Origin of the sequence: Kutzneria buriramensis (assembly GCF_003387475.1) — a bacterium.
In the GTDB taxonomy this organism is placed as follows: domain Bacteria; phylum Actinomycetota; class Actinomycetes; order Mycobacteriales; family Pseudonocardiaceae; genus Kutzneria; species Kutzneria buriramensis.
On record NZ_QUNO01000001.1, the window covers coordinates 353,283 to 374,182 of the forward strand.

The 20,900-nt window shown below is 70.7% G+C and carries 22 protein-coding genes; 17 read left to right on the top strand and 5 right to left on the bottom strand.

Going from position 1 to position 20,900, the window contains the following annotated elements; genetic code table 11:
* The first annotated feature begins 2 nt into the window (after positions 1 to 2).
* A complete protein-coding gene (locus BCF44_RS01595) occupies positions 3 to 1,103 on the top strand; it encodes a UDP-N-acetylmuramate dehydrogenase (RefSeq protein ID WP_246014771.1) in 1,101 nt (366 codons plus the stop codon).
* A gap of 109 nt (positions 1,104 to 1,212) precedes the next feature.
* Complete coding sequence (locus tag BCF44_RS01600; RefSeq protein ID WP_116172255.1) at positions 1,213 to 2,211, top strand: chymotrypsin family serine protease; 999 nt, start codon at positions 1,213 to 1,215, stop codon at positions 2,209 to 2,211.
* On the opposite strand, the gene BCF44_RS01605 is transcribed toward BCF44_RS01600, so the two are convergent.
* Positions 2,208 to 2,945 carry an SDR family NAD(P)-dependent oxidoreductase gene (locus BCF44_RS01605; RefSeq protein ID WP_116172256.1) on the bottom strand — a complete coding sequence of 246 codons (738 nt, stop codon included), beginning with the start codon at positions 2,943 to 2,945 and terminating at the stop codon, positions 2,208 to 2,210. The genes BCF44_RS01600 and BCF44_RS01605 overlap by 4 nt on opposite strands.
* 130 nt (positions 2,946 to 3,075) lie before the next feature.
* On the opposite strand from BCF44_RS01605, the gene BCF44_RS01610 reads away from it, so the two are divergent.
* The 6 genes from BCF44_RS01610 to BCF44_RS01635 all read left to right on the top strand — a co-directional run bounded on the left by BCF44_RS01610 (position 3,076) and on the right by BCF44_RS01635 (position 9,819).
* Positions 3,076 to 4,230: a L,D-transpeptidase gene (locus BCF44_RS01610; RefSeq protein WP_211352844.1), complete on the top strand. Its 1,155-nt coding sequence runs from the start codon at positions 3,076 to 3,078 to the stop codon at positions 4,228 to 4,230.
* A gap of 49 nt (positions 4,231 to 4,279) precedes the next feature.
* The gene (locus BCF44_RS01615) at positions 4,280 to 5,086 is read left to right on the top strand and encodes an alpha/beta fold hydrolase (protein ID WP_246014772.1); all 807 of its coding nucleotides are present in this window, start codon (positions 4,280 to 4,282) and stop codon (positions 5,084 to 5,086) included.
* Position 5,087: 1 nt separating this feature from the next.
* Positions 5,088 to 6,374: a D-inositol-3-phosphate glycosyltransferase gene (gene mshA, locus BCF44_RS01620; protein ID WP_116172259.1), complete on the top strand. Its 1,287-nt coding sequence runs from the start codon at positions 5,088 to 5,090 to the stop codon at positions 6,372 to 6,374.
* A gap of 8 nt (positions 6,375 to 6,382) precedes the next feature.
* Positions 6,383 to 6,898, top strand: coding sequence for a type III secretion system chaperone family protein (locus tag BCF44_RS01625; protein WP_116172822.1), 516 nt, complete (start codon positions 6,383 to 6,385; stop codon positions 6,896 to 6,898).
* Positions 6,899 to 6,975: 77 nt separating this feature from the next.
* Positions 6,976 to 7,863, top strand: a complete 888-nt coding sequence (locus BCF44_RS01630; protein ID WP_116172260.1) for a DUF4349 domain-containing protein — start codon at positions 6,976 to 6,978, stop codon at positions 7,861 to 7,863.
* A 390-nt stretch (positions 7,864 to 8,253) separates the two neighbouring features.
* On the top strand, positions 8,254 to 9,819 hold the full coding sequence (locus tag BCF44_RS01635; RefSeq protein WP_116172823.1) for an AMP-binding protein: 1,566 nt from the start codon (positions 8,254 to 8,256) through the stop codon (positions 9,817 to 9,819).
* Between the two features lie 184 nt (positions 9,820 to 10,003).
* On the opposite strand, the gene BCF44_RS01640 is transcribed toward BCF44_RS01635, so the two are convergent.
* Positions 10,004 to 10,462, bottom strand: a complete 459-nt coding sequence (locus BCF44_RS01640) for a hypothetical protein (protein WP_211352845.1) — start codon at positions 10,460 to 10,462, stop codon at positions 10,004 to 10,006.
* Positions 10,463 to 10,576: 114 nt separating this feature from the next.
* On the opposite strand from BCF44_RS01640, the gene BCF44_RS56465 reads away from it, so the two are divergent.
* Positions 10,577 to 11,023: an immunity protein Imm33 domain-containing protein gene (locus BCF44_RS56465; RefSeq protein WP_211352846.1), complete on the top strand. Its 447-nt coding sequence runs from the start codon at positions 10,577 to 10,579 to the stop codon at positions 11,021 to 11,023.
* Here BCF44_RS56465 and BCF44_RS01650 read toward each other — a convergent pair.
* The gene (locus tag BCF44_RS01650; RefSeq protein ID WP_147328364.1) at positions 11,007 to 11,441 is read right to left on the bottom strand and encodes a hypothetical protein; all 435 of its coding nucleotides are present in this window, start codon (positions 11,439 to 11,441) and stop codon (positions 11,007 to 11,009) included. The two genes, BCF44_RS56465 and BCF44_RS01650, sit on opposite strands and share 17 nt — an antisense overlap.
* A 233-nt stretch (positions 11,442 to 11,674) precedes the next feature.
* On the opposite strand from BCF44_RS01650, the gene BCF44_RS01655 reads away from it, so the two are divergent.
* Positions 11,675 to 11,875 (top strand): hypothetical protein, encoded by a 201-nt coding sequence (locus tag BCF44_RS01655; protein ID WP_116172262.1) that lies wholly within the window; start codon positions 11,675 to 11,677, stop codon positions 11,873 to 11,875.
* Here the strand turns inward: BCF44_RS01655 and BCF44_RS01660 are convergent.
* Positions 11,872 to 13,023 carry a hypothetical protein gene (locus tag BCF44_RS01660; RefSeq protein ID WP_147328365.1) on the bottom strand — a complete coding sequence of 384 codons (1,152 nt, stop codon included), beginning with the start codon at positions 13,021 to 13,023 and terminating at the stop codon, positions 11,872 to 11,874. The two genes, BCF44_RS01655 and BCF44_RS01660, sit on opposite strands and share 4 nt — an antisense overlap.
* Positions 13,024 to 13,072: 49 nt before the next feature.
* On the opposite strand from BCF44_RS01660, the gene BCF44_RS01665 reads away from it, so the two are divergent.
* The gene (locus BCF44_RS01665) at positions 13,073 to 13,810 is read left to right on the top strand and encodes a phosphoglyceromutase (RefSeq protein WP_246014774.1); all 738 of its coding nucleotides are present in this window, start codon (positions 13,073 to 13,075) and stop codon (positions 13,808 to 13,810) included.
* A 34-nt stretch (positions 13,811 to 13,844) separates the two neighbouring features.
* Here the strand turns inward: BCF44_RS01665 and BCF44_RS01670 are convergent, their stop codons facing one another.
* Positions 13,845 to 14,489, bottom strand: coding sequence for a helix-turn-helix domain-containing protein (locus BCF44_RS01670; protein WP_211352847.1), 645 nt, complete (start codon positions 14,487 to 14,489; stop codon positions 13,845 to 13,847).
* A gap of 76 nt (positions 14,490 to 14,565) precedes the next feature.
* Between BCF44_RS01670 and BCF44_RS01675 the strand changes: the two genes are divergently transcribed.
* From BCF44_RS01675 to BCF44_RS01700, 6 genes are all read left to right on the top strand, one after another.
* On the top strand, positions 14,566 to 15,438 hold the full coding sequence (locus BCF44_RS01675) for an oxidoreductase (RefSeq protein ID WP_116172265.1): 873 nt from the start codon (positions 14,566 to 14,568) through the stop codon (positions 15,436 to 15,438).
* Positions 15,439 to 15,649: 211 nt separating this feature from the next.
* Positions 15,650 to 16,921 (top strand): sensor histidine kinase, encoded by a 1,272-nt coding sequence (locus tag BCF44_RS01680; protein ID WP_379801701.1) that lies wholly within the window; start codon positions 15,650 to 15,652, stop codon positions 16,919 to 16,921.
* Positions 16,922 to 16,991: 70 nt separating this feature from the next.
* A complete protein-coding gene (locus tag BCF44_RS01685; RefSeq protein ID WP_043721293.1) occupies positions 16,992 to 17,672 on the top strand; it encodes a response regulator transcription factor in 681 nt (226 codons plus the stop codon).
* A gap of 85 nt (positions 17,673 to 17,757) precedes the next feature.
* Positions 17,758 to 18,744, top strand: coding sequence for a Ppx/GppA family phosphatase (locus BCF44_RS01690; protein WP_116172267.1), 987 nt, complete (start codon positions 17,758 to 17,760; stop codon positions 18,742 to 18,744).
* The gene (locus BCF44_RS01695) at positions 18,741 to 20,060 is read left to right on the top strand and encodes a hypothetical protein (protein WP_116172268.1); all 1,320 of its coding nucleotides are present in this window, start codon (positions 18,741 to 18,743) and stop codon (positions 20,058 to 20,060) included. Before BCF44_RS01690 ends, BCF44_RS01695 begins: the two co-directional genes overlap by 4 nt.
* On the top strand, positions 20,061 to 20,852 hold the full coding sequence (locus BCF44_RS01700) for a sugar phosphate isomerase/epimerase family protein (RefSeq protein WP_211352848.1): 792 nt from the start codon (positions 20,061 to 20,063) through the stop codon (positions 20,850 to 20,852).
* Positions 20,853 to 20,900 lie beyond the last annotated feature (48 nt).

The following is a 20,900-nucleotide window of genomic DNA, read 5'->3' on the forward strand; positions in this document are numbered from 1 at the left end:
CGTTGACGTCCGTGACCACCCCCCTGTCCAGCACCGAAGTACGCACGTCCGTCCCGCTGAGCGGGTACACGACGCTGCGTCTGGGCGGTCCGGCTGCCCGTTTCCTGCAAGCCACCAGCGCCGCCGACGTCGTCGACGCGGTGCGGGCCGCCGACCAGTCCGGCGAGCCGCTGCTGGTGCTCGGCGGCGGTTCCAATCTGGTGATCGCCGACGAGGGCTTCGACGGCCTGGCGGTGCGCGTCGCGACGCAGGGACGGTCGTTCGACCGGCTCGCCGACGGCCGGGTCGAGCTGACCATCGAGGCCGGCGAGGACTGGGACCGCACCGTCGCCTTCGCCGCCGAGCAGGGGCTGGGCGGGCTGGAGTGCCTGTCCGGGATCCCGGGCCAGGTCGGCGCGACGCCGGTGCAGAACGTCGGCGCGTACGGCGTGGAGATCGCCGACGTGCTGACCTCCGTGGACCTGCTCGACCGCCGAAACGGGCGGGTGCACCAGGTGCAGGCCGAGGACCTCGGGCTGACCTACCGGTCCAGCGTGCTCAAGGGCACCGACTCCGCCGTGGTCCTGAGGGCCCGGTTCGCGTTGCAGGACGGCGGCCAGTCCGCCCCGATCCGCTACGCGGAGCTGGCCCGGCTGCTCGGCGTCGAGCTCGGCGCGCGGGTGCCCGTCGCCGACGCCCGCCGGGCCGTGCTGGAGCTGCGCCGCGGCAAGGGCATGGTGTTGGACGCCGAGGACCACGACACGTGGAGCGCGGGGTCGTTCTTCACCAACCCCATCGTCGACGACGGCGAGCTGCCGGACGTGCTGGCCAAGGTCGCCGCGCGGGTCGGCGCGGACGCGACGGTGCCTCAGTACCCGGGCGGCGCCGGCAAGACCAAGATGTCGGCGGCGTGGCTGATCGAGCGGGCCGGGTTCGGCAAGGGCTACCCGGCCGCCGAGGGGCGGGTGTCCTTGTCCGGCAAGCACACCCTCGCGCTGACCAACCGCGGCGAGGCCTCCACCGCCGACCTGCTCGCGCTGGCCGGCGAGGTGCGCGACGGCGTGCTCGCGGCGTTCGGCGTGCGGTTGCAGGCCGAGCCGGTGCTGGTCGGCTGCCGACTCTGACCGGGAACAACCCGTTCGGCCGCCGCTGAACGAGTGACAGTGAGTCAACTGACACTCACCCCGCGTGTTTTCATGGGTTTGTTGGGGGAAACGCGCGGAGGAGGTCGCCGTGACCAGCGCGGACGAGTTGGTGCGGGCCGGGATCCGGCCCGTGAAGAGACGGGCCGAGGTCGACCTGCTGTCCCTGCGCGGGGTTGTCGGCGTCGACATCGGCGAGAAGATCACCGCTGGTCGGCGCACCGGCCAGATCGGGATCGTCGTGTCGGTGCGGCACAAGATCCCCGCGGAGCGCCTGCGCCGGGACGACCTGGTGCCGGCCGAGATCGACGGCATCGTCACGGATGTCGTCGCGGATGACGTTGTGCTGCACCGGGCTCTGTTCGCGACGGGCGCCGATTTCCCGCCGGCACGCGGCGCCGAGCGGCATCAGGACGTGCTCGGGGGGATCAGCATGGGGCCGTGGCGGACGGTCCTGCTCGCGCCGCCGGATGTGTCGCGGGTCGGCGAGTACGCGATCGTCGGCACGCTGGGCGCGTTGGCGACCGATCGCGACGGCAACGTCATGGGGCTCACCACTTTTCACGCCGCCTGCGTCGACGACGCGTGGTCCATCGGGGACGTGATGGTGCATCCGTCCCGTGTGGACGGTGGCAGCCGTCCGGAGGACGTGGTCGGCGCGCTGTGCCGGGCGGCGCTGTCCGGCTCGGTCGACGCGGCCGCGGTGTTGTTGTCGCGCAGGAGGTCGTGGCGGCCATCCATTGTGGACATCGGCGCGGTGACCGGATCGGCGCCGGCCGTGCGGGGAACCGTTGTGCGCAAACGGGGTCGCACGACCGGGCTGACCACCGGCCGCATCGCGTCCGTGGACGCCACGGTGTTGCTGGACTATCGCGACGGATTGTGCGTCCGCGTGCTGCGGGACCAGCTCCGGATCGAGTCCGTGGGCGGGATGATGGGCGACTACGGCGATTCCGGCTCCGCCGTAGTCGATCCCGACAACCGGGTGGTCGGCCTCTACGTGGCCGGCAACACCTCGGGCACGGTCGTTTTCGCCAGCCCCATCGGGAAAGTCCTCGACGAGCTGGACGTCGACCTGGTCGCCGACTAGTCCCGGTGGGCCCGCGTCGCCGAGGCCTGGGCCCGGGGCTTCATGACGATCTGGTCCAGGTTGACGTGCTCCGGCCGGGTCACGGCGAACGCGATGACGTCGGCGACGTCGTCCGCCACCAGCGGAACCAGGCCCTGGTAGACGTTGGCGGCGCGCTCGGCGTCGCCCTCGAAGCGCACGACCGAGAACTCCGTCTCCACCATGCCGGGCAGCACCTCGGTGAAACGAACCGGCTTGCCGAGTTCCTCGCCGCGCAGCGTGCGGTGCAGCGCGGACTGCGCGTGCTTGGCCGAGGTGTAGCCGGCGCCGTTGTCGTAGATCTCCTGGGCGGCGATGGAGGTGATCGTGACGACGTGGCCGTTGCCGGAGGCGATCAGCTTGGGCAGCAACGCCTTCGTCAGACGGAGCGTGCCGATCACGTTGGTCTCCCACATGCGGCGCCAGTTGTCCTCGTCGGCGGCGTCGACGCGTTCCAGGCCGAAGGCGCCGCCGGCGTTGTTCACCAACACGTTGGCCTCCGGGATCTGGTCGACGAAGGCCGCCACGGACGCGGCGTCGGTCACGTCCAGCGCCAGCGGGGTGCCGTCGATCTCGGCGGCGACGGCCTTGATCCGCTCGAACCGGCGGGCGCCGAGCACGACGTGGAAACCCTCGGCGGCCAGGCGACGGGCGGTGGCCTCGCCGATGCCGGAGCTGGCGCCGGTGACGACTGCGATGCGGGGCTGAGTGCTCACGGCCTCGATCCTCTCCTCTGTTCGCGGTGGGCCGCCACCGGTCTCAGGTGAGCAAGCTCACACGCGCCGACCGTTACCTGTTAACCCGGTCGGACGTCTCCCCGGTGGGGAGCAACGTCAGGAGGTAATCGTGGCTGGTCGGATGCGTGCAGGGCTGGTGATCGCGGCGGCGCTGGTGCTCGCGGGCTGTTCGGGCGGACTGCCCGGCACACCGGCCAAGCCACCCGCGCCGGCCGCCAAGCTGACCGGCGCGCCGATCGACGGCAGCAAGGCCGTCACCGTCAACACGCCGGTGACGTTCACGGCCGACGGCGGCACGATCAAGGACGTGAAGCTGGCCGACGGCGCCGGCAAGGCCGTCGAGGGCAAGTCGGACGGCAAGACCTGGACCAACACGGGGCAGCTGGACTTCGGCCAGACGTACACGTACGACGCGAGCGCTGTCAACGCCGACGGGAAGCCCACAACCGTGCACGGCAGCTTCAGCACCGTCGCGCCGGGCACCCTCGTCCGCGGCATGCTCAACATCGACGACAACGCCCAGGTCGGCGTGGCCGCGCCGATCATCCTCCAGTTCGCCGGGCACATCGACGACAAGGCCCGCAACGCCGTGGAGAAGGCGCTGTCCGTGCGGTCCGACCAGCCCGACACCGGCGCCTGGGGCTGGCTGCCCGACAGCGACCAGGGCTCCCGCATCCATTACCGCACCAAGGACTACTGGAAGCCCGGCAGCAAGATCAACCTGACCGCCGCCCTGTACGGCGTGCCCTACGGCAACAACACCTACGGCAAGGCGAACCTGACGCTGGCCTTCACCATCGGCCGCTCGCAGATCGTCAAGGCCGACGTGACCACACACAAGATGACCGTGGTCAGGGACGGGAACGTGGTCGCCACCTACAACGCGAGCATGGGATCCGGCGCCAGCCAGGACCGGGTGACCCGCAACGGCACGCACATCGTGACGGAGAAGTGGGAGGACAAGGACATGTCCAACCCGCCGTACTACGAGCACGCCCACGAGCGCTGGGCGGTCCGCATCTCCAACAACGGCGAGTTCATCCACGCCAACCCGAACACCGTCGGCGACCAGGGCAACAGCAACGTCACCCACGGCTGCGTCAACCTGTCCACCGAGGACGCGCAGGCCTACTTCGGCACGGCGATGTACGGCGATCCGGTCGAGGTAACCGGCTCCGACGTGCCGCTGTCGGCCGCCGACGGCGACATCTACGACTGGGCGATGGGCTGGGAGCAGTGGCAGGGCCTGTCGGCACTGCGTTGACCGTTCGGGAAGAACCCGCGGTACTTGCGGCGTTGACGACGTTGTGAGGGTGACGGCTGGGGACGGGACGGCGCTCGCCTGCCACGTGTCGGGACCGGAGGACGCGCCACCCGTGGTGCTGATCCACGGCTGGGCGGCAGCGGCGAGCAGCTGGGGCGACGTCGGATCCGGCCAGTTGCGAACGTTTGCGCTGGATCTTCGCGGGCACGGCGACTCCGACCGTCCCGTGGACGGCTACCGCGATACGGAAACCTGGGCCGGCGACGTCGCCGCCGTGCTGGACGCTGTCGGCGCGCCCGCGGTGCTCGTCGGCTGGTCCTACGGCGGGCTCGTCATCACCGACTACCTGCGTCGCCACGGCACCGCCGGTGTGGCCGGGATCGTGCTGGTCGGGGCCATCACCGAGATCGGACGTCACCCCGGCGGCCACGTCGGCCCGGCGATGCGCGCCGCCCTGCCGGCGGCGTTGTCCGAGGACGCCGACGTCGCCGTGCCGGCGCTGCTGGAGCTGACCCGCCGGATGACGGCGACGCCGCTGGACGGTCCGGCCCTCCAGAGCGCCCTGTCCATTCCGCTCTCCGTGCCGCCGCGCGTGCGGGCGGCCCTGTTCCAGCGTGACGTCGAGAGCGCCGAGGTCCTGCGCTCCGTCGACGTGCCGACGCTGATCGTCCACGGCACCGCCGATTCGGTCGTGGACCTGCGGGCCAGCGAGTACGCCGCCGGCCTCGTCCCGCACGCCCGGACCCGCTGGTACGAGGGCGTCGGGCATATGCCCTTCGTGGAATGTGTCGAGGATTTCACCGCCGACCTGGCCACTTTCGCGCGATCCGTGACGACGACGAAGGCAGGATCCTGACGTGACCCCAGAGCGATCCCCGCGCCGGGTGGCGGTGCTGTCCGTGCACACGTCGCCGCTGGAACAGCCGGGCACCGGCGACGCCGGCGGCATGAACGTCTACATCGCCCAGACGGCGCGGCGGATGGCTGAGCGGGGCATCGCCGTCGAGGTCTTCACCCGGGCCACGTCCTCCGACCTGCCGCCCGTCGCCGAGCTGGCGCCCGGCGTCACCGTGCGGCACGTCGTCGCCGGGCCGTTCGAGGGGCTGGCCAAGGACGAGCTGCCCGGCCAGCTCTGCGCCTTCACCGCCGGCGTGCTGCGGGCCGAGGCCCGTCACGAGCCCGGCTACTACGACGTCGTGCACTCCCACTACTGGCTGTCCGGCCAGGTCGGCTGGCTCGCCCGCGAGCGCTGGGGCGTGCCGCTCGTGCACACCGCCCACACGCTCGCGAAGGTCAAGAACGCCGCCCTGGCCAAGGGCGACACCCCCGAGCCGCGGATGCGGGTCATCGGCGAGGAACAGGTCGTCGCCGAGGCGGATCGCCTGGTCGCCAACACCGACGTCGAGTCCGGCGAGCTGGTGTCGCTCTACGACGCCGATCCGACCAAAGTCCTCACCGTGCCGCCGGGCGTCGACCTCGGCCGGTTCACCCCGGGCAGTCAGGCCGCCGCGCGGGCGGCCTTGGACCTGCCGCTGGACGCCATCGTGCTGACCTTCGTCGGACGGATCCAGCCGCTGAAGGCCCCGGACGTGCTCCTGCGGGCCGCCGCCGAGCTGCTGGTGGAGCGGCCCGAGCTGCGGTCGAAGCTGGTGGTCGTCATCGTCGGCGGGCCGTCCGGATCCGGCCTGGAGCAGCCCAAGGCCTTGCAGGAACTGGCCGTCGAGCTGGGCATCCTCGACGTCGTACGGTTCATGCCGCCGCAGCGGGGCGAGTCATTGGCCCAGGTGTACCGGGCCGCCGACGTCGTGGCCGTGCCCAGCCACAACGAGTCGTTCGGGCTGGTCGCGCTGGAGGCGCAGGCGTGTGGCACCCCGGTCGTCGCCGCCGCGGTCGGCGGGCTGCCCATCGCGGTCGTCGACGACGTCACCGGACGCCTCGTCGGCAACCACGACCCGGCCAACTGGGCGCGGGTCCTCGGCGATGTCGCCCTGCACCCGTCCCTACGCGAGGAACTCGCGCGCAACGCCGTCGGCCATGCCCGGCGATTCTCGTGGGACCGCACCACCGACGCCCTCCTGGCCGGGTACGCCGAGGCCGGACGTGATTTCCTGTCGGAGGTGCGACGACGGGAGGTGACGGTGTGACCGCCACGCTGGACGAGCTGGACGGCCTGATCGCCGGGACGCTGCGGGACAACGAGATCTCCTACGACCGCCGCGGCCCGGGACGCTACTTCCTGTCCCTGCCCGGCACCAAGAAGCTGCAGACCAACTGCTGGCTGATCGTCACGGAGCACGCGCTGCTCGTCGAGGCCTTCGTCTGCCGCAAGCCGGACGAGGCGTTCGAGGAGGTCTACCGCTTCCTGTTGCGCCGCAACGCCCGGCTCTACGGCGTGCACTACACGCTCGACGACCGCGGCGACATCTACCTCGTCGGCCGGATCGGGCTGCACGCCGTGACCCCCGACGAGCTCGACCGGCTGCTCGGGCAGGTGCTCGAGGCCGCCGACGGCGACTTCAACCCACTGCTGGAGATCGGCTTCGCCGGGGCCATCCGGCGGGAGTGGGACTGGCGGGTGTCGCGCGGCGAGTCCCTGGCCAACCTCAGCGCCTTCCAACACCTCGTCGGCTCCGCCGGCGACCGGCCGGCCGTCGCGGACGAGTCCTGATCGTGACGTTCTGACCGCAACGCGCCCGGCGTCGGATCCCGTCCTCGGGAGGAATCCGAGAAGGGGAGGGCGCAGGGATGTCACGCACCCGAAGAACGTTCACACTCGTCTGCCTGGCCGGGCTGCTGGTCACGGGCTGCTCCGCGGCGGGCCCCGCCAACACGTCGGCGGGAACCGCGGCCATCGCCGGTTCGAACGGTGGAGACGCCAAGGCGCCCAGCGTGAATCAGCCCGGCGACAGCAAGTCCGGAGCCAGTCAATCCGCCGGTGGTCAGACGTCTTTACCGCCGGCAGACAACGGCCGCCAGGTCGTCCGCACCGCGACCATCAACGTGACGACCGATCACGTGACCGACACCGTGGCGAAGATCCGCGCCGCCGCGGCCGGCGTCGGCGGCTACTCCAGCGACCAGAACTCCAGCGACGATCACGGCACCCTGACGCTGAAGGTCCCGGCCGACAAGCTGGACGCGGTGCTCAAGACGATCGGCTCGTACGCGACGAAGGTCACCTCGCAGAGCGAGCACGCCGAGGACGTCACCGACCAGATGGTCGACGTGACCAGTCGCCTCGCCACGCAGCGGGCCAGCGTCGACCGTGTGCGGGCGCTGATGGACAAGGCGACGTCGCTGAGCGACATAACCCAGATCGAGAGCGAGCTGACCAAGCGCGAGGCCGATCTGGAATCCCTCGAACAGCGCCACGACACCCTCGCCGCGCAGGTCGCGATGTCCACCGTCACCGTAGACGTGAGCAGGACCGCCGCGCCGCCTCCGCCCGTCGAGGATCAGGCCACTTTCCTGAGCGCACTCGGCGCCGGCTGGCACGCGCTGGTCGCGACCGTCAACGGGATCGGTGTGGGGCTCGGCGCGATATTGCCGTTCCTGCTGGTCATCGGCATTCCAGCCGGTGCGGTGTATGTGTACCTTCGGCAGCGGAAGGCTCGGTCGCAGCCGGCGCCCTGACGTGAACCGTGGGACGGTCCCGGGTCGAAGGGGAGTCGAGGCCCCGGGCCGTCCCACGTCGTTTCACCCGCCGCGGCGGCGGTCCTGGGCGAGGGGGTGCCGCAGGGGGCCGAAGCGGGGCGGCGGTCCGACGGGGGGACGAACCGCACATGACTCGCCGGATCGGGGAGTGTGAGAGCCGATCCGGTGGGCGAACACAACTTCGCAGACCGATAATGTCCACCACAAGTAGATTTGCTACTCCATAAGAGTGATTCACTGTCGAGTGTCGTAACGGCACTGCTTGCGGGAACAACTTCACGGTGGACGCGCGTGTGCGCTCGCTCACGTCCGTGCGGCGTGGCAGTGTCCACGGGGTCGCAGGTGCCGAGCGAGCAAGGCAGGGTCGCCATGGTGTTCCGTAGTTCCTTCCCCGATGTGGACATCCCCACGCAGCCGGTGCACGAGCTGATCTTCCGTGGGCTGGCCGAGAAGGCCGACCGACCCGCCCTGATCGACGGCATCACCGGCATGACCATCACCTACGGCGAGTTCGCCGCCGCCGTCGACCGGCTCGGCGCGGCCCTGGCCGAACGCGGGGTGCGCAAGGGCGACGTCATCGGCGTGTTCGCGCCCAACACCCCCGGGTACGCCATCACCCTGCACGGCATCCTGCGCGCCGGCGCCGTCGCCACCACCGCGAACGCGCTGTACACCGCCGAGGAGGTCGCCGGCCAGCTCACCGACGCCGGCGCCAAGGCGCTGTTCACCGTCTCCGGGTTCCTGGATCGGGCCACCGCCGCCGCCAAGCTCGCCGGCATCACCGACGTCTACGTCTTCGACAAGGCCGACGGTCATGTGAGCCTCTCCGACCTGCTCGCTTCGACCGCCCCCGCGCCGTCGATCTCCTTCGACACCGCCGAGGACCTCGCCGTGCTGCCCTACTCCTCGGGCACCACCGGCAGGGCCAAGGGCGTCATGCTCACCCACCGGGCGCTCGTGGCGAACATCGTGCAGACCGACGCCATGATGGACACGTCCAACATCGGTCGGGTGCTGGCCGTGCTGCCGTTCTTCCACATCTACGGCATGCAGGTCACCCTCAACCACGCGCTCGCCATCGGCGCCACCGTCGTCACCATGCCGAAGTTCGACCTCGCCGAGTTCCTCCGCGTCATCGCCGAACACCGCACCGACCGCGTCTACATCGCGCCCCCGGTCGCCGTCGCGCTCGCCAAGCACCCCATGGTCGACTCCTACGACCTGTCCGCCATGAAGGTCCTCTTCTCCGGCGCCGCGCCGCTCGACGAGGAACTCGCCGAAGCCGTCCACAAGCGCCTCGGCTGCAAGATCAAGCAGGGCTACGGCATGACCGAGATGAGTCCCGTCAGCCACACCATCCCCGACGACCGGGACGACATCGCCATCGGCACCGTCGGCCTCATCCTGCCCAACATGGAGAACAAGGTCGTCGACCTGGCGACGGGTGAGGAGCTCGGCGTCGGCGAACGCGGCGAGCTCTGGTGCAATGGGCCCAACGTGATGAAGGGCTACCTCAACAATCCCGAGGCCACCGCCGCCACCCTCGACTCCGACGGCTACCTGCACACCGGCGACGTCGCCGTCATCGACGAGAACGGCGTCGTCAGCATCGTCGACCGGGTCAAGGAACTCATCAAGTACAAGGGCTACCAGGTCCCGCCGGCCGAGCTCGAGGCCCTCCTGCTCACCCACCCCCAGATCGCCGACGCCGCCGTCATCGGCGTGCGGGACGCCGAAGGCGAGGAGGTCCCCAAGGCCTTCGTCGTCACCCAGGCCGACGCCGCCATGACCGCCGACGACGTCATGACCTTCGTCGCCGACCGCGTAGCCCCCCACAAGAAGGTCCGCGTGGTCGAATTCCTCGACGCCATCCCCAAGTCCGCCTCCGGCAAGATCCTCCGCAAGGACCTCCGCGCCCGGGAAGCGGCGAAGTAGCGGATGTAATTGAAGGCTCGGTAGTTGGAGGTTTCGAGGACTTCCTGGCGCAGACCTTGAGCTGTGCCAGGAAGTTCGTCATACGCCCCCGCCCCCCGCCCTGTCATCGGGTGGCGAGGAGAAATCCCAGCGCCGCCATGGATGCCCGTCCGGCACCTGGCCTGCCGCCATGAGCTTGGGGATCTCAGCCAGCGGCATCCGCCCGACCTGACGGCGGCTTCTTGCGCGTAGCCCGCCACGCGTCCCAGAACGCCCGCTGTTCCTCGACCGTCGCCACCTGGTCGACGGGGGCGTCATCAAAGGTCTTCACGACGTCATCCCTGCCTACGGGCCTCCCCGGGCGCAGAACATAGACCCGCCCGCCGCCGCTCATGTCACGTTGCATCCCGCTCGGGTAGGTATCGCGCCGTGATCCCTGCACCGCGATCGTCAAGCCGTCCGGTTCAAGCTGACGACGTAGGCGAACCAGTGCCTCGAACATGTCCGGTCCCGTGGCGGTGTAAGGACAGGGGTAGGCCCCTTGGCGTGTGACCAATTCGATCCGATAGGTCGGCACCGGTCCGTCGTAACCGACCAGCCATGCCCGCAACCGCGTCTGCTCAGGCTGACCGTCTCGCACAACCACAATTTCTCGGTCGACCATGAGTCTCGGATACCTGTCCACCATGACGTGAATCCAATCAGGCTGACCGACGCCGCTGAAGCAAAGCTTCAGTTACTGCGACCTCGGGTTCTTGTTGATAGTCGGAGGCGTGTCGTGGCGAACCGGCACCTGAAGCAGGTCTCTCCTCTTGCCGGCGCGGCAGTCGGTTCGGACAACAGACGCCGTACCACGGTGGAGGATGTACGCGTGCGGCTTCGGAGGGTGCAGCGGAAGGTGTGTCGACGGTTTGGTGTGGTGCCGGCGATACCGGCGGCGGGCACGATGATCGGCATCGCGCCGTCGAGGGGGCGGGATCTGTTGCCGTTGAACGCAGTGCGGTATCCGCCGGAGGGGCAGAGCAACGGTTGGTACGTGTGGCGAGGCGGCGAGATCCCGAATGATCAGGACGACTTCTTTGTGCCGAGCCACGTTGAGCACCTCGGGGACCATGCGCCGGAGTTGATCCCGTACCTGGCGCTGCCGCCGGGATGGGGAGTGGTGCTCGCGAAGGGCCATGAGGACGTGTGGTTCGACGAGAACCTCGTCAGTCCCAGGAGTTGAAGATGACTTCGCCGGCGGTGGCGGGGCGCCAGTAGCGGATGTGGTGGTGTTCGACGTCCGTCAACATCGAGAGGTCGCAGCTGCTGAGGGGCGTGCTCAAAGCAGCGGTGGTCAGGACGTCGAAGCCATGGAAGGACGGAGCCAGATCGGGGCGGTCGATGAAGGTCGGTAGCCAGCTGTCCAGGGGCAGGGTGACGAAGGCGAGGAGCGGCAGCGTCGAGTTGCAGATGACGCCGACGTCGTCGCTGTAGCCGACCCGGATCACCAACAGGTGGAAGTTGGGGGTGACGCCGGCTGGGCGGAATTCCAGGACGCGGCCGACCGAATAGCCGAGGGTCTTGAAGGTCCGTACGTCGACGGGCACGGGCGGCGGGGAGTGGACGTGCCAGAAGCCGGTGACACCGCGGGGAAGCTGCACGACACCGAAGATACGGAACCGGAGATACGACACCGCCGAAAATAAGGGACTGCCCCGGACCAGGGGGGTGGGTGCCGGGGCAGTCGTGCTCGCCTCCGTCATGGGGGGATGGACGGGGCGCGCGCAACAAGGGTACGGCCTCGGCGCGACTTTCACCGGATCGGCGCGAGGTTGCCTGTATCGCGGCTGATCAACGCGTTGTACGGTGCCCTGCATGGGACCTGCGACCTGACATGGACAGCGAAGAGGACGACGAGGTGCTGCCGGACTACCGCGAACCTCGCACGGTGTGCCACCTCTGCGGCGGCGTGGGTGAGATCGCCCACCCGGTGCTGGGGGTCCTCGGCGGCGTCCCGCGAACGGTCAACGCGGGCCGGGTCTGCTACCTGTGCGACGGCGACTCGGCCCTGCCGGGCCTGTGCCCGCCCCTCTAGCCGACGTCGGCGGGGAACAGCCGAGGCGCGTACTCGGGGATGGCGGGGCCGATGGCAGCGACCGTCCCGCCGGCGAGGTCCAAGGCCTGCAACTGGGTGGTCACCGGCTGGTGAATGCTGATCGGGTGGCTGTTGCGCAACAGGTACAGCCGCCCGGGATGCCGCACGGAGTAGGCGAGCCCGGCGACGGACGGCAGGGTGGCGTCGAGCAGTGAGTACGTCCGCCGAGCGCCGGAAGCCAGGTCGACGGTGATCACCTGAGTGGGCACGGTCGGCTTCGAGGCGGAGACGCCGAAGGCGAAGGACCGGCCGCCGGGGGACAAGGCGCCGGACAGGCTCACACCGTCGAACCAGGCGTCGGGGAGCTGGGTGAACGTGCCCCGCTTGACGAGCCAATACCCGGCGAAGGTGTGCACAAGGGCGACGCCATCGGCGCTGAGCTGCATGCCGTCGGCGATGCTGCCGTCGGGCGCCTGTACGGGCGAGAACTCGCCGCCGCGAACGGCGGAGACGATGGTGCCGGACTCGGTGACCGAATAGAGACGGTCATCCCCGTACGCCAGCGGGAACGCCACATCGGGGGCGCCGAAGCGAAGGGCGCCCTCGTACTGCATCACAAGCGAACCGAGACCGCCGAGCGCGGCGGGGTAGGTCGCCAGGACGGAACCCCGGCTGACCGGCAACGCTGGGTAACTGCGCAGCACCACGCCAACGCCGTCGACGGGCTGCATGGTGACGATCTCGGTCCCGGACGGCGTGAGGTCGATGGGCACCTCACCCTGACGAACAGTGAGCCGCAGCGGGATCACGAAAGAGGCCTGGGCCGGGCCGACGCCGAGGGTGAGAGTCCTTGTGCCATCGGCATTGTCGACGTCGAGGTCCACGGCGTCGAACAGGAACCGCGAGCCGGCGCGGGACGCCCCGCTGACCATGGTCGCGGAACTGGCGGAAACCCCGAACCGCAGCGTGCGGGGCACCCGGTTGTCCTCGACGGCGACCTTGCCGTCCGTGCCGTAGACACGGAGCGTGGTGCCGCCGACCTCGTAGTGCTCGGCAACACCGAACACGTGCTCGTCGCACACGGGCGAGGCCTGGGCCACGCCGGAACTGACCAGCATCAACGCCGCCACAACCGGCAAAAGCCTCATGACGGTGACCGTAGCGGATCATGGAACCCGGTCTGGCAGGCTTGCCGCCATGAGCCTTGTCCTGCTGCGTCACGGTGAGAGCGTCTGGAACGCCGAGAACCTGTTCACCGGTTGGGTGGACGTCCCCCTGTCCGAGAAGGGCCTCGCGGAGGCCAAGCGCGGCGGCGAGCTGCTGAAGGACGCGGGCCTGCTGCCCGACGTGCTGCACACCTCGCTGCTGCGCCGGGCCATCTCCACGGCCAACATCGCGCTGGACACGGCCGACCGGCACTGGATCCCGGTCCGCCGCGACTGGCGCCTCAACGAGCGCCACTACGGCGCCCTCCAGGGCAAGAACAAGAAGCAGACCCTGGACGAGTACGGCGAGGAGCAGTTCATGCTCTGGCGCCGCTCGTACGACACCCCGCCGCCGGAGATCGAGCTGGGCAGCGAGTTCAGCCAGGACGCGGACCCCCGCTACGCCGACCTCGGCCCGACCGCGCCCCGCACGGAGTGCCTGAAGGACGTCGTCGCCCGGCTGCTGCCGTACTGGGAGTCGGCGATCGTGCCGGACCTCAAGGCCGGCAGGACGGTGCTGGTCGCCGCGCACGGCAACTCGCTGCGTGCCCTGGTCAAGCACCTGGACGGCGTCTCCGACGACGCGATCGCCAAGCTGAACATCCCGACTGGCATCCCGCTGCGCTACGACCTGGACGAGAACCTGCAGCCGGTCACGCCGGGCGGCACCTACCTCGACCCGGACGCGGCCGCGGACGCCATCCAGGCCGTCGCCAACCAGGGGCGCTGAGCACGCGGGCCGCCAACGGCGTCGGCCCGAATCCTCACCGCACCCCGAGGTCCCGCGCCCGCAGCCCGGCCTGGAACCGGGAGTCGGCCGCGAGCAGCTCCATCAGCTCCGCCACCCGCCGCCGGTACGTCCGCAGCGACAGGCCGAGCCGTCGCGCCGCGGCCTCGTCGGTGAGCCCGGTGCCGAGCATCTGGGCGACCTCGCGGCTGCGCTCGTCCAGCGCGAGCCCGTCGAACTCGGCCAGGTCGACGCCGGAGTCCCAGGTGGCCTCGAACAACATCGCCAGCCCGGCGACCAGCTCGGGCGTCCGGACTATGGCGTAGTTGCGCACGCCGTCGACCGGCGGACCGGCGGTGATCGCGATCTTGCGGTCGACGATGATCGTCTCGTGGGACAGCGGCGTGTGACAGAGCCGCACGCCGAGACCGGCTTCGGCCAGCACGGACAGCCGCGCGGCGGCGACGGAGTCGTCGAGGATGCTCGCGTGGTAGACCTTGCGCACCCGGACGCCGGCCGCGGTCCGCGCCCGCATCCGTTCGGCCATGCCCTCGGCCTGCTCGATCGCCGCCCACGTCGCGATGTCCGAGGCGGCGCAGGTGAACTCGTGTTCGGCCTCGAAAAGGTGATACGCCTTGGCGCGCAGCTCGTGTGCCCCGCGCAGGATGACGACTTGGTCCACCCCGAAAGTCTCCGCCACCGTGGACACTTCTGGCCAACCCCGAGCAATTCGGTCCGCTCGGGACGAGGCTGAACCCATGACATCGAACATCTCCGCGACGAAGTCGGGGCACTGGGACCTGGGCGGTCGGCAGGTGGCGCGCGTCGGGTACGGCACGATGCAGCTCACCGGTCCGGGGGTGATGGGTCCGCCGAAGGACCGCGCCGAGGCGGTCGCCGTGCTGCGCCGGGCCGTCGAGCTGGGCGTCAACCACATCGACACCAGCGACTACTACGGCCCGTACGTGGCCAACGAGATCCTCCGCGAGGCGCTGCACCCGTACGCCGACGATCTGGTCCTGGTGACCAAGGTCGGCGCGCTGCGCACGCCGGACGGCGGCTGGCCGGAGGCGCTGAGCCCGGACGAGCTGCGCCAGGCCGTGCACGACAACCTCACCCGCCTGGGCGTGGAGCAGATCGACGTGGTGAACCTCCGCATGCCGGGATTCGCCGCGCCGGAGCCGCGCTCCCTGGAAGAGCCGTTCACGGTGCTGGCCGAGCTCAAGGAGCAGGGCCTGATCGGGCACCTCGGTGTGAGCAACGTCACTGCCGACCAGCTCGCCGAGGCCCAGCGGATCGCACCGGTCGTCTGCGTGCAGAACCTCTACAACATCGCGAACCGGCAGGACGAGCAGCTCGTCCGCAGTTGCGACGACCAGGGCATCGCCTACGTGCCGTTCTTCCCGCTCGGCGGTTTCCAGCTGGTGGACGATCCGCGCATCAAGGCGGTCGCCGACCGGCACAACGCCACGGTGCCGCAGGTGGCCCTGGCCTGGCTGCTCCAGCGCTCGCCGAACCTGCTCGCGATCCCCGGCACCTCGTCGCTCGCGCACCTCGAGGAGAACATCGCCGGCGCCTCCCTGCGCCTGTCGGACGACGACGTCACCGCCCTGGAGCCGGTCGCCGCCTGATCTTCACCCGCCCGAGTGCTCCCGTTGCCACATGCGCTTCCCACTTGCCTTCTGGCGCCACGTGGGAAGCGCATGTGGCACCTCAAGGACACGAGTGGGTGAACGAGAGGCGACGCGGCGTGGAACAGTGCCGTTCAGAGGTGTCGCCGGTGTCACGGTTGCGGCCCGAGGGGTAGGCCGGCAGGCCCCTGACCTGCTTACGATGCGTGGCGTGACCGCATCGGGCTACTTCGCCCTGTCGATCGGCCTACTGGTGATCGGCTTGCTGGTTGGTTCCCTCATCGGCCGCGCGACGGCCCGGAGGACCTCTTCGCAGCCGGTCGTACTGACCGTTTCCGATCTCGTGCAACGCGTGGTGCATTCCGCGCACAACGGCGTCGTCGTGCTCAACCACTTCGGCGACGTGGTGCTGCACAACCCGCGCGCCGCCGCGCTGGGCGTGGTCAAGGGCTCGCAGGTCGACGACCGCGCCCGCAAGGCGGCCGAGCTGGTCGCCGCCTCCGGCGAGGTGATGGAGGTCGACCTGTCGCCGCTCCAGTCGCGCGGCGGCCGGCAGCCCGAGGCGGTCCGCGCCGAGGTCCGCCCGCTGGGCGACGGCTTCACCGTGGTCGACGCGAGCGACGAGTCCGAGGCCGTCCGCCTGGAGGCGATCCGCCGCGACTTCGTGGCCAACGTCAGCCACGAGCTCAAGACCCCGGTCGGCGCGCTCGCGCTGCTGGCCGAGGCCGTCCTGGACGCGGCCGACGACCAGGTCGAGGTGCGCCGGTTCAGCAGCAAGATCCTGCACGAGGCGACCCGGCTGGGCCGCCTGGTCACCGAACTGATCGCGCTGTCCCGGTTGCAGGGCGCCGAGCAGCTGCCGGAGATGACGCCGGTCTCGGTGGACGAGGTCGTGCGCGAGGCGCTGGGCCGCAGCCGGCTGGCCGCCGAGTCCGCCGGCATCGAGATCACCACCGACGCCGGCAGCGACCTCGTCGTCGACGGGGACCGGACGCTGCTGGTCACGGCCCTGAGCAACCTGCTCGACAACGCCATCGCGTACTCGCAGCCGGGCAGCCCGGTGTCGGTCAGCCGCCGCACCGCGGACGGCTTCGTCGAGATCGCGGTCACCGACCGCGGCATGGGCATCGCCCCCGACCAGCAGCACCGGGTCTTCGAGCGGTTCTACCGGGCCGACCCGGCCCGCTCGCGGATGACCGGCGGCACCGGGCTGGGGCTGGCCATCGTCAAGCATGTCGCCGCCAACCACGGCGGCGAGGTGAAGCTGTGGAGTCTGCCCGGCACCGGGTCGACCTTCACACTGCGGATCCCGGCCCACGGCGCCCCCGTGCCGCGGGACGGCGACGAACCGGAAGGAACGCGGCCCGAGGCCGTGAGCGACAGGAACAACGGGCACGTCCCGACCGGAGACACCAGGCTCGTCCCGACCTGGGCGGATGGTGCGGACGCCGGCGACGGCGGCGATCATGGAGGAAAACTGTGACCGAGCTTGCGAGGGCACCAATGGGCTCAGAGACAGTCGCAGACTCGCCGAGCGCCAGCGAGGTGGGTCGGTGACAAGGGTGCTTATCGTCGAAGACGAGGAGTCCTTCGCCGACCCGCTGGCCTTCCTGCTGCGCAAGGAGGGCTTCACCGCCGCGCTGGCCGGCACCGGCCAGGAGGCGCTCGAGGAGTTCGACCGCAACGGCGCCGACATCGTGCTGCTGGACCTGATGCTGCCCGGCATGAGCGGCACCGACGTGTGCAAGGCGCTGCGCCAGCGGTCGGCCGTGCCCGTGATCATGGTCACGGCCCGGGACAGCGAGATCGACAAGGTCGTGGGCCTCGAGCTGGGCGCGGACGACTACGTCACCAAGCCGTACTCGGCGCGCGAGCTGATCGCCCGCATCCGCGCGGTGCTGCGTCGCGGCGGCGAGTCCGAGGAGCTGCTGCCGCAGGTCCTGGAGGCAGGCCCGGTCCGGATGGACGTGGAGCGCCACGTGGTCACCGTGGACGGCGCCGAGGTGTCGCTGCCGCTCAAGGAGTTCGACCTCCTGGAGTACCTGCTGCGCAACGTGGGCCGGGTGCTGACCCGAGGCCAGCTCATCGACCGGGTGTGGGGCGCCGACTACGTCGGCGACACCAAGACGCTGGACGTGCACGTCAAGCGGCTGCGGTCCAAGATCGAGCCGGACCCGTCCGCCCCGCAGCACCTGGTGACCGTGCGCGGGCTCGGCTACAAGTTCGAGTCCTGATCCCGCGTCGTGCCCCATCCGGTGGAAGCGCTTCACCGGATGGGGGATTACGGGATTGTCACGCTCGCCAGGTACGGTGCTCCGCGTGCGCCTAGGGGTGCTTGACGTCGGGTCGAACACTGTCCACCTGTTGGTGGTGGACGCGCATCGTGGTGCCCATCCGACGCCGATGTCCTCGGAGAAGTCGGTGCTGCGGCTGGCCGAGCAGCTCACCGGCAGCGGCACGCTGTCCCGGCACGGCGCCGACGCGCTGGTGCGCGCGGTGGCCGAAGGCAAGGCCTCGGCCGTCCAGTTCGGCTGCGAGGACCTGATGGCGTTCGCCACCTCCGCGGTGCGCGAGGCCGGCAACTCCGCCGCCGTGCTGGAGCGCGTGCGCAAGGAGACCGGCGTCGAGCTGGAGGTGCTCAGCGGCGAGGACGAGGCCCGCTACACCTTTCTGGCGGTGCGCCGCTGGTACGGCTGGTCCGCCGGCCGGCTGCTCAACCTGGACATCGGCGGCGGCTCGCTGGAGATCGCCGTCGGCCGCGACGAGAGCCCGGACCTGGCCTGCTCGATCCCGCTGGGCGCGGGCCGGCTGACCCGGACCCGGTTCAAGCACGACCCGCCGACCCGGCACGAGCTGCGCGACACCGTGGAGTGGATCGACGAGCAGCTCGCCCCGGTCGCCAAGCGGGTGCTCCGGCTGGGCGAGCCGGACCTGGTCGCCGCCACCTCGAAGACCTTCCGCACGCTGGCCCGGCTGACCGGCGCCGCCCCGTCCGGCCAGGGGCCGCGCGTACGCAGGGTGCTCACCCATTCGGGGCTGCGTCAGCTGATCGCCTTCATCTCCCGGATGTCCGCCGAGGACATCGCCGAGCTGGAGGGCGTCAGCGCGGGCCGGGCGGCCCAGCTGGTCGCCGGCGCACTCGTGGCGGAGGCCACCATGCGAGCGTTGTCACTCACAGAACTCGAGATCTGCCCCTGGGCGCTGCGCGAAGGTGTCATTCTTCGTCGACTGGACCACACGGACGGCGCGGTGCCGCCCGGCGAGACTGGACGGACGGCCCACTTCGGGGCACGGTGGAATCAATGAGTCGAGAAAGCGGTTCCGAGCGCAGTCAGCGCACGGTCGCGGAGTTGCTCGCCCAGTACGGGGCCAACTCCGAGGACAGTGCGCCCAGACGTCGTCGGCGCCGGGCCGACGAACCGACCGACACGGCGCCCCAGGCGATCATCGACCGGGTGCTGTCGGACAGCGGCAACCTGATGGCCATCCGCGACGACGTCGAGGAGACCACCGTCGGCACCCAGCCGCCGGTACGCCAGCAGCCGCCGACGCCGCCCCCGCCACCGGCTGCCTCGCAGCAGCTGCCCAAGCGACCGGTGCAGCAGCCGCCGACGCCCGGACCGCAGCAGACCCCGCCGCCCGTGCCGCAGGCGGGACAGTCACCTTCGCCGCAGGCGGGCCCGCCGCAGCCGCCTACCGCACAGCCTCCGCAGGCCCCGCCGCCCGCCGCCGCGTCCCAGGCCACCGCCACGGGCATGCGCCCGCCGGTGCGTCCCGGTCCTCCCGGCGCGCCCGCCGCTGGTCCTGGTCGCACGCCGCCTCCGCCCCCGCCGCGCATCGAGTCGTCCCGCACGAACCTGTCGCGGGCCGACCTGTCGCGGCCGAACGCGCAGCAGCCGCAGCCCACCGCCTACTTCCGGCCGGTGCCGCCCGGCACGCAGAACCCGCCGCCGGTGGACGCCACCGCGGACACCACCTACCTGCCGCCCATCACCGCGGACACGCCGCCGCCGAACTCGCTGGCGAACCGGCTGAACGGCGCGCCGCCGCAGGAGGGCGTCACCGAGCAGATGCCGCGCATCCCGGCGTCGGTGGGTGAGAGCACCCAGGCCCACCCCGGGCCGCTCGTCGACGACGACGAGGACGCCTTCGGGGCCCCGCGCGGTGCCATGCCGCCGATGGAGAGCACGCAGGCGCACGCCGGCCCGTACGTCGACGATGACGACGACCAGTACGAGTACGACGACTACCAGGGCAACAACGACTTCTCGTACTCGGTCGACCACGACGCCGCGCCCGCCGGGGTCGGCGGCGCGCTCGAGGTCGAGGACGGCGAGGCGGCGGAGGAGACCGAGGGCTCGCCGGGCAAGCAGTGGTTGATGATGATCGCCCAGCTGGCCATCGGCGTCGTCGGTGGCGCCGCGCTCTGGCTGGGCTTCCAGTGGCTGTGGAACGCGCTGCCGGCCGCCGCGCTGGCCGCCGCGGTCGCGGTGATCGTCGCCCTGGTGATCGTCGTGCGCCGCATCCGCAAGGCCGACGACCTCCAGACCATGGTGCTGGCGGTGCTGGTCGGCCTGATCGTGACGGTGTCACCGGCCGCGCTGCGGCTGATCGGGCACTAGTTGGCCACGCGGCACATCCCGGTCGGGCTGTCCACGGCATCGGTGTGGCCGCAGCCGGCCGGCGCGGCCTTCGAGCTCGCCGGTGACCTCGGCTACGACGGCGTCGAGGTGATGGTCTGGGCCGACCCGGTCAGCCAGGACATGGACGCCCTGCTGGACCTGTCCGACCGGCACGGCATGCCGGTGCTGGCCGTGCACGCGCCGTGCCTGCTGATCAGCCAGCGGGTGTGGTCCCCCGATCCGGTGATCCGGCTGCGTCGCGCGGTGACCGCCGCGCAGGTGCTGGACGCGCCCACCGTGGTCGTGCACCCGCCGTTCCGCTGGCAGCGCCGCTACGCCGAGCGGTTCTCCGACCTCGTCGCGGAGCTCGACGAGACCAGCGGCGTCAAGATCGCCGTGGAGAACATGTTCCCGGTCCGGCTGCGCGGCACCGAGCTGTCGGCGTTCAAGCCGTCCGTGGACCCCACCGACGCCGGTCACCGGCACTACACGCTGGACCTCTCCCACAGCGCCGCCGCGCAGATGGACCCGTTGGAGCTGGCCGGGCGCATGGGCAAGGGCCTCGTCCACGTCCACCTCGCCGACGGCAGCGGCTCCTCCCGTGACGAGCACCTCGTCCCCGGCCGCGGGACCCAGCCGTGCGCGACGTTCTGCGAGCAGCTCGCGGAGTCCGACTTCTCGGGGCAGGTCGTGCTCGAGGTGAACACGCGGCGGGCCCGCACCCCTGTCGAGCGCGCCGCCGAACTGGCCGAGGCGCTGCTGTTCGCACGCCTCAACCTCGGGCAGAACTGATCGGTAACTTCGGTGCCCGTGATCGTCCGGAGGGACGTAGAGTCACGC